Annotated in this window: 6 protein-coding genes and 1 pseudogene; 5 read left to right on the top strand and 2 right to left on the bottom strand. The window is 73.9% G+C overall.

All coding sequences use genetic code 11. The annotated features are described in order from the left end of the window. Positions 1-736 (bottom strand): nucleotidyltransferase domain-containing protein (locus ACWGH4_RS29320; protein WP_453466235.1); only part of this gene is annotated, 736 nt, incomplete at its 3' end. Positions 737-823: 87 nt separating this feature from the next. On the opposite strand from ACWGH4_RS29320, the gene ACWGH4_RS29315 reads away from it, so the two are divergent. From ACWGH4_RS29315 to ACWGH4_RS29300, 4 genes are all read left to right on the top strand, one after another. Further along, positions 824-2,239, top strand: coding sequence for a phytoene desaturase family protein (locus tag ACWGH4_RS29315; protein WP_453466233.1), 1,416 nt, complete (start codon positions 824-826; stop codon positions 2,237-2,239). Positions 2,240-2,462: 223 nt separating this feature from the next. Next, on the top strand, positions 2,463-2,996 hold the full coding sequence (locus tag ACWGH4_RS29310; RefSeq protein ID WP_453466231.1) for an O-acetyl-ADP-ribose deacetylase: 534 nt from the start codon (positions 2,463-2,465) through the stop codon (positions 2,994-2,996). Positions 2,997-3,078: 82 nt separating this feature from the next. Then, a complete protein-coding gene (locus ACWGH4_RS29305; RefSeq protein WP_453466228.1) occupies positions 3,079-4,554 on the top strand; it encodes an AlkA N-terminal domain-containing protein in 1,476 nt (491 codons plus the stop codon). Positions 4,555-4,569: 15 nt separating this feature from the next. Then, complete coding sequence (locus tag ACWGH4_RS29300; protein WP_453466226.1) at positions 4,570-5,145, top strand: methylated-DNA--[protein]-cysteine S-methyltransferase; 576 nt, start codon at positions 4,570-4,572, stop codon at positions 5,143-5,145. Here ACWGH4_RS29300 and ACWGH4_RS29295 read toward each other — a convergent pair. Continuing rightward, the gene (locus ACWGH4_RS29295) at positions 5,064-5,810 is read right to left on the bottom strand and encodes a Sir2 family NAD-dependent protein deacetylase (protein WP_441261645.1); all 747 of its coding nucleotides are present in this window, start codon (positions 5,808-5,810) and stop codon (positions 5,064-5,066) included. The two genes, ACWGH4_RS29300 and ACWGH4_RS29295, sit on opposite strands and share 82 nt — an antisense overlap. A gap of 147 nt (positions 5,811-5,957) precedes the next feature. On the opposite strand from ACWGH4_RS29295, the pseudogene ACWGH4_RS29290 reads away from it, so the two are divergent. Beyond that, positions 5,958-6,036, top strand: a pseudogene (locus ACWGH4_RS29290) (DUF2191 domain-containing protein); the annotation flags it as partial.

Here is a 6,036-nt window from a genome sequence, read left to right as displayed (position 1 = left end):
GGTCCAGGCCGGTCAGGGCCGCGGACACGCGGGCGGCGAAGTCCGCGGGCATGCCCGGGAGCGCCGCGGCCGCCGCCAACGCGCCCTTCTCGTTGAGGCACCACACCCGGTGGTGGGCGTGCACGGACTGCACCAGCACCCCGAACGCACGTGACAGGCACAGCGCCACATGCAGCGTGTCCGCCGCCCCGGCGGACTTCGCCGCGGCGGCGACCGAGAAGTCCGCCTCCCACGCCGCGTCGACCAGCGCGCGGCGCAACGGCTCCGGATACCCCTGTGTCCGTTCCCGCAGCGCCGTCAACTCGCCCGCCGGGTCGGCCAGTACGCGGCACAGCGCGACCTCACCCACGTACGCGGGCGACCAGAAGCCCAGCGGGTGCCCCGGCTGGACGCCCGTCTCGAACCGCCCGGCCCAGCACTCCGCCCGGACCCGTTCGACCCGGTCGAGGTCCCGCAGGATCCAGTCCACCGCCACGCCGTTCACCGAGAGCCACGCGCCGCCGTTCACCCACGGCCCCCAGCCGCCGGGCCCGGCCACCTCCACCGGCTCTCCCGTCACGTCCGACGCCAGGGCCGCCAGGGCGGCGACGTCGACCTCGCCCCGGTAGTAGACGCCGAGATCCCAGTCGGAGTCGGGCCGGTGGGTGCCCCGAGCGCGGCTGCCGCCGAGCGCCACCGCCCGCACACCGGGCACCTCGGCGAGCCGCGCCGCCATGTCTTCGATCGTGTTGTTCATCGCGCACGGACGCTACTCCGCCCGCGATGACGGTGCCCGGGAATATCCTTGGGTCTCTTGGCCGTCGGCTGACGAAGGAGTCCGAAGGTGCCGTCGATGCTCGATGCCGTCGTCGTGGGAGCCGGCCCCAACGGGCTGACCGCCGCGGTCGAACTGGCCCGCCGCGGCTTCTCGGTCGCCGTCCACGAAGCCATGGACACCGTCGGTGGCGGTGCCAGGACGGAGGAACTGACCCTCCCCGGTTTCCGTCACGACCCGTGTTCCGCCGTCCACCCGCTCGGCGTCGGCTCGCCCGCCTTCCGCGCGATGCCCCTCGAGCGGCACGGCCTGACCTGGCTGCACCCCGAACTGCCGCTCGCCCATCCGTTCCCGGACGGCACGGCGGCCGTGCTCAGCCGCTCGGTCGGCGAGAGCGCCATGTCTCTGGGCGCGGCGGACGCCGGCGCGTATCGCCGCCTCCTCGCGCCCTACCTCGGCCACTGGGAAAGCATCGCCGCGGACTTCCTGCGCACGCCCTGGGACGGGCTGCCCATCGACCCGTACCGCTACGTCCGCTTCGGCCTGGACGCGATCCGGCCCGCGAGCATGCTCGCCCGCCGCTTCCGCGGCGAGAAGGCCCGCGGTCTGCTCGCCGGGCTCGCCGCACACGCCATCGCCCCCACCAGCGGCATCGCCACCGGAGGAATCGCCCTGCTGTTCGCGCTGGCCGCGCACGAGGTCGGCTGGCCCGTCCCGCGCGGCGGCTCGCAGGCCATCTCGGACGCCCTCGCCTCCTACCTGCGCTCCCAGGGCGGCACCATCCACACGGGCAGCGCGGTCCGGCGGCTCGACGAGCTCCCGCCGGCCAGGGCGTACGTCTTCGACACCTCACCGACCGCACTCGCCAGGATCGCCGGCCTCGGCCAGGCGTACTGGCGCTACCGGTACGGCGCCTCCGCGTTCAAGATCGACTACGCGCTGTCGGGGCCGATGCCGTGGCGGGCCAAGGAGGCCAGGGCCGCAGGGACCGTGCACATCGGCCCCACGGCGGCCGAGATCGAGAGCGCCCTCGGCGCGGCCGTCTCCGGGCGGCCCCCCGAGGTCCCGTTCCTCATCACCGCCCAGCCGAGCGTGACCGACCCGACCAGGGCGCCCGAAGGCAAGCACGTCCTGTGGGCGTACGGCCATGTCCCGGCCGGCTGGGAAGGCGACGCGACCGAGGTCGTCGAACGCCAACTCGAGCGCTTCGCGCCGGGCTTCCGCGACCTGGTCCTCGCCCGCGCCGTCGCCGGCCCTCCCGAGATCGCCGCGCGCAACGCCAACTACGTCGGCGGTGACATCGCCTGCGGCGCCTTCTCCGGGCTCCAGACCGTCATCCGCCCCAAGCTGGCCCGCGTCCCTTACGCGACCGCCCACCCCGCCGTCTTCATCTGCTCCTCGGCGACCCCGCCCGGCCCCGGCGTCCACGGCATGTCGGGCCACCACGCGGCGAAGGCGGTGTGGCGCCGGCTGCGGCAGCGCTGAACGGAACGCCGAGCCCGGGCGAGTGCGCTGCGCCACGTCGTCGACGCCGCCCGTCCGCCGAAACACCGGCGGCGCGCCCGCCTGCTCACCGGTGAGCCGCTCGCTGCGCATGTCATGCCCGAACGACGCGGGCCTCGCCGCCGTCGCCGACGAGGGGGCAGGCCCCGGAAGCGGTCGCGTGCCGGATCGTGAAGGGCCGGCGCCGGGAAGGATGATGGGGTCCATGACGCAGAGCGCACCGACCGTCACCCTCGTCCGCGGTGACATCACCGAGCAGCACGCCGACGCGATCGTCAACGCCGCCAACTCCTCGCTGCTCGGCGGCGGGGGAGTCGACGGCGCGATCCACCGCAAGGGCGGCCCCGAGATCCTCGCCGCGTGCAGGGCCCTGCGTGCCTCCCACTACGGCAAGGGGCTTCCGATCGGGCAGGCCGTCGCCACCACGGCCGGACGCCTCGATGCGGAGCACGTCATCCACACCGTCGGGCCGGTCCACAGCGCCTCCGAGGACCGCTCGGCGCTGCTCGCCTCCTGCTACCGCGAGTCGCTGCGCGTCGCGGCGGAGCTGGGCGCGCGGACCGTGGCGTTCCCGGCGATCTCCACGGGCGTCTACGGGTGGCCCATGGACGACGGCGCGAGGATCGCCGTCCGGACCGTCCTCGAGGCCGCCGCGGCGCCGGTCGAAGAGGTGTGGTTCGTCCTGTTCGACGACAGCGCCTACGCGGCCTTCGAATCGGCCCTCGCATCTCCCGCCTGAGCCGCGCCGAGGCCCAGGCAGCCGGACGCTGATGTCGGATTCCTGCCAGCCACCCGTCCCCGGCACCCGCCATCCTTGAGGCATGCACACCGACACCGAGCGATGCGTGCGCGCCGTCCGTTCCAAGGACGCGCGGTTCGACGGATGGTTCTTCACCGCCGTGCTGACCACCCGGATCTACTGCCGTCCCAGCTGCCCGGTGGTGCCGCCGAAGGCCGAGAACATGGTCTTCTACCCGAGCGCCGCCGCCTGCCAGCAGGCAGGTTTCCGGGCGTGCAAGCGGTGCCGTCCCGACACCAGCCCCGGCTCGCCCGAATGGAACGCCCGCGCCGACGCCGTCGCACGGGCCGTCCGGCTCATCCAGGACGGTGTGGTCGACCGTGAGGGCGTGCCCGGCCTGGCGGCCCGGCTCGGCTACTCGACCCGGCAGGTCGAGCGCCAGCTGCTCGCCGAGCTCGGCGCGGGGCCGCTCGCCCTGGCCCGGGCGCAGCGCGCGCAGACGGCGCGGCTGCTCATCGAGACGACGCCGCTGCCGATGGCGGAGGTCGCCTTCGCGGCGGGCTTCTCCTCGATCCGCACGTTCAACGACACCGTCCGCGAGGTCTTCGCGCTCGCCCCGGGCGAGCTGCGGGCGAGGGCCGCCCGCGGGCGGGTCGCTGCCACGCCGACGCCCGGCGTGATCGCGCTCAGGCTCCCGTACCGCGCACCGCTCGAGCCCGGCAACCTCTTCGGGCATCTCGCGGCGACCGGCGTGCCCGGCGTGGAGGAGTGGCGGGACGGCGCGTACCGGCGCACGCTCTCCCTCCCGTACGGGCACGGCATCGTCTCCCTCGCCCCGCACCCCGACCACATCGCCTGCCGGCTGTCGCTGACCGACCCGCGCGATCTCACCATCGCGATCAGCCGATGCCGCTGGATGCTCGACCTGGACGCCGACCCGGTCGCCGTGGACGACCAGCTGCGCGACGATCCGCTGCTGGCGCCGCTGGTCGGCAAGGCGCCTGGCCGACGGGTGCCGCGCACGGTCGACGCGGCCGAGTTCGCCGTCCGGGCCGTGCTCGGCCAGCAGGTCTCCACGGCCGCCGCCCGCACCCACGCGGGCCGCCTCGTCCGGGCGCACGGCGTGCCCGTGGAGGACCCGGAGGGCGGCCTGACCCACCTTTTCCCCGCGCCGGAGGCGCTGGCGGCCCTCGACCCGGAGGCCCTGGCGCTGCCCCGCAGCCGCCGGACGACCCTGACCACGCTCGTCGCCGCCCTCGCCGACGGCACGCTGAAGCTCGACCCCGGCAGCGACTGGGACAAGGCGCGCGCCCAGCTCGCCGGCCTGCCCGGCTTCGGCCCCTGGACCGTGGAGGTCATAGCGATGCGCGCCCTCGGCGATCCCGACGCCTTCCTTCCCACCGACCTCGGCATGCGGCGCGCCGCCGCCGCACTCGGCCTGCCGTCCACGCCCGCCGCCCTCACCGCACGCGCGGCCGCCTGGCGGCCGTGGCGGGCCTACGCGGTCCAGTACCTGTGGGCGTCGGACGACCACCCCATCAACCACCTTCCCGCGTAAGGAGACCGAACAGACATGACGACCCGGCAGCACACCGTCGTCGACAGCCCGTACGGCCCGCTCACCCTCGTCGCCACCGACGGCGTGCTCAGCGGGCTGTACATGACCGAGCAGCGGCACCGCCCCGCGGAGGAGACGTTCGGCGAGGAGGACGAGCGGCCGTTCGGCGAGACGATCCGTCAGCTCGACGCCTACTTCGCCCGCGAACTCACCGAGTTCGACCTGCCGATGCACTTCACGGGCACACCCTTCCAGCGCGGCGTGTGGGAGCAGCTGTGCCGGATCCCGTACGGGCAGACCCGCACCTACGGCGAACTCGCGGAGAACCTCGGCAACCGGGGAGCGTCCCGCGCCGTGGGTCTCGCCAACGGCAAGAACCCGATCGGCATCATCGTGCCCTGCCACCGCGTCATCGGCTCGTCCGGCAGCCTCGTCGGCTACGGCGGCGGCCTCGACCGCAAGCAGCGGCTGCTCACCTTCGAACGCGGCGGCTACGACGACACGCTCTTTCAGCCCGCGAGCCGCTCCAGCAGCGCGGGCAGCGCCGTCCCGATGGGCTCCCGTACGACCTCGTCGGCCAGCTCGTCATAAGGCGTCGGCTCGGCGTTCACGACGATCAGCCGGGCCCCGTGCTCGGCCGCGACACCGGCGAGGCCCGCGGCCGGCTGGACCTGGAGGCTGGTGCCGACGGCGACGAAGACCTGGCAGGCCTTGGTGACCGCGACGGCCTGACCCAGTACCGCCGGGTCGAGGCGCTGGCCGAACATCACGGTCGCCGACTTCAGGATCCCGCCGCACTCCAGGCACGGCGGGTCGTCCTCACCGGCCTCCACACGCGCGAGGGCGTCCTCCATCCGTCCGCGCGCATGGCACTTGGTGCACACGAAACTCCGTGCGCTGCCGTGCAGTTCGAGGACCTTGCGGGCGGGCAGCCCGGCGAGCTGGTGCAGGCCGTCCACGTTCTGCGTGATCACCCGCACCGGCACCCCCGACCGCTCGAGGTCGACGACCGCCCGGTGCGCCGCGTTCGGCTCGGCGTTCAGTGTCCGGTTCTTGCGCCGCATCTGCCACGACCGGCGCCGGATCTCCGGATCAGCCATGTAGTACTGGTACGTGACGAGCTTCTGCGCCTCCGGATCCCGCCGCCACAGCCCGTTGGGCCCGCGATAGTCAGGGATCCCGGAATCGGTGGAGACACCGGCGCCACTGAGGATGGCGACGAGGGGCCGGTCATGGCGCGAGGTCGCTTCTGCCATTGCTCTGCTCCGTGGAGTGCCGGCGTCCCCTCACAACCGCGCCTGCCGGTGCCGCGCCCGGATCGCGAGGGCTGTCATATGTCCGAATGTACGCAGACGGCGCCACCGGTGGCGAACGGTTTGCGCGCCGGTGCTACCGTCCCGCCCATGGCGAAGGTCACGATCAGTCTGGATGCCGAACTCGTCGTCGAGGTCATGGTGCTGGCGGGCGTGGGCAGTCCGCAGG

Source organism: Streptomyces sp. NPDC054847 (genome assembly GCF_053610925.1).
Note: the sequence above shows the minus strand (reverse complement) of the source record. Positions and strands in the feature narration are given on the sequence as shown.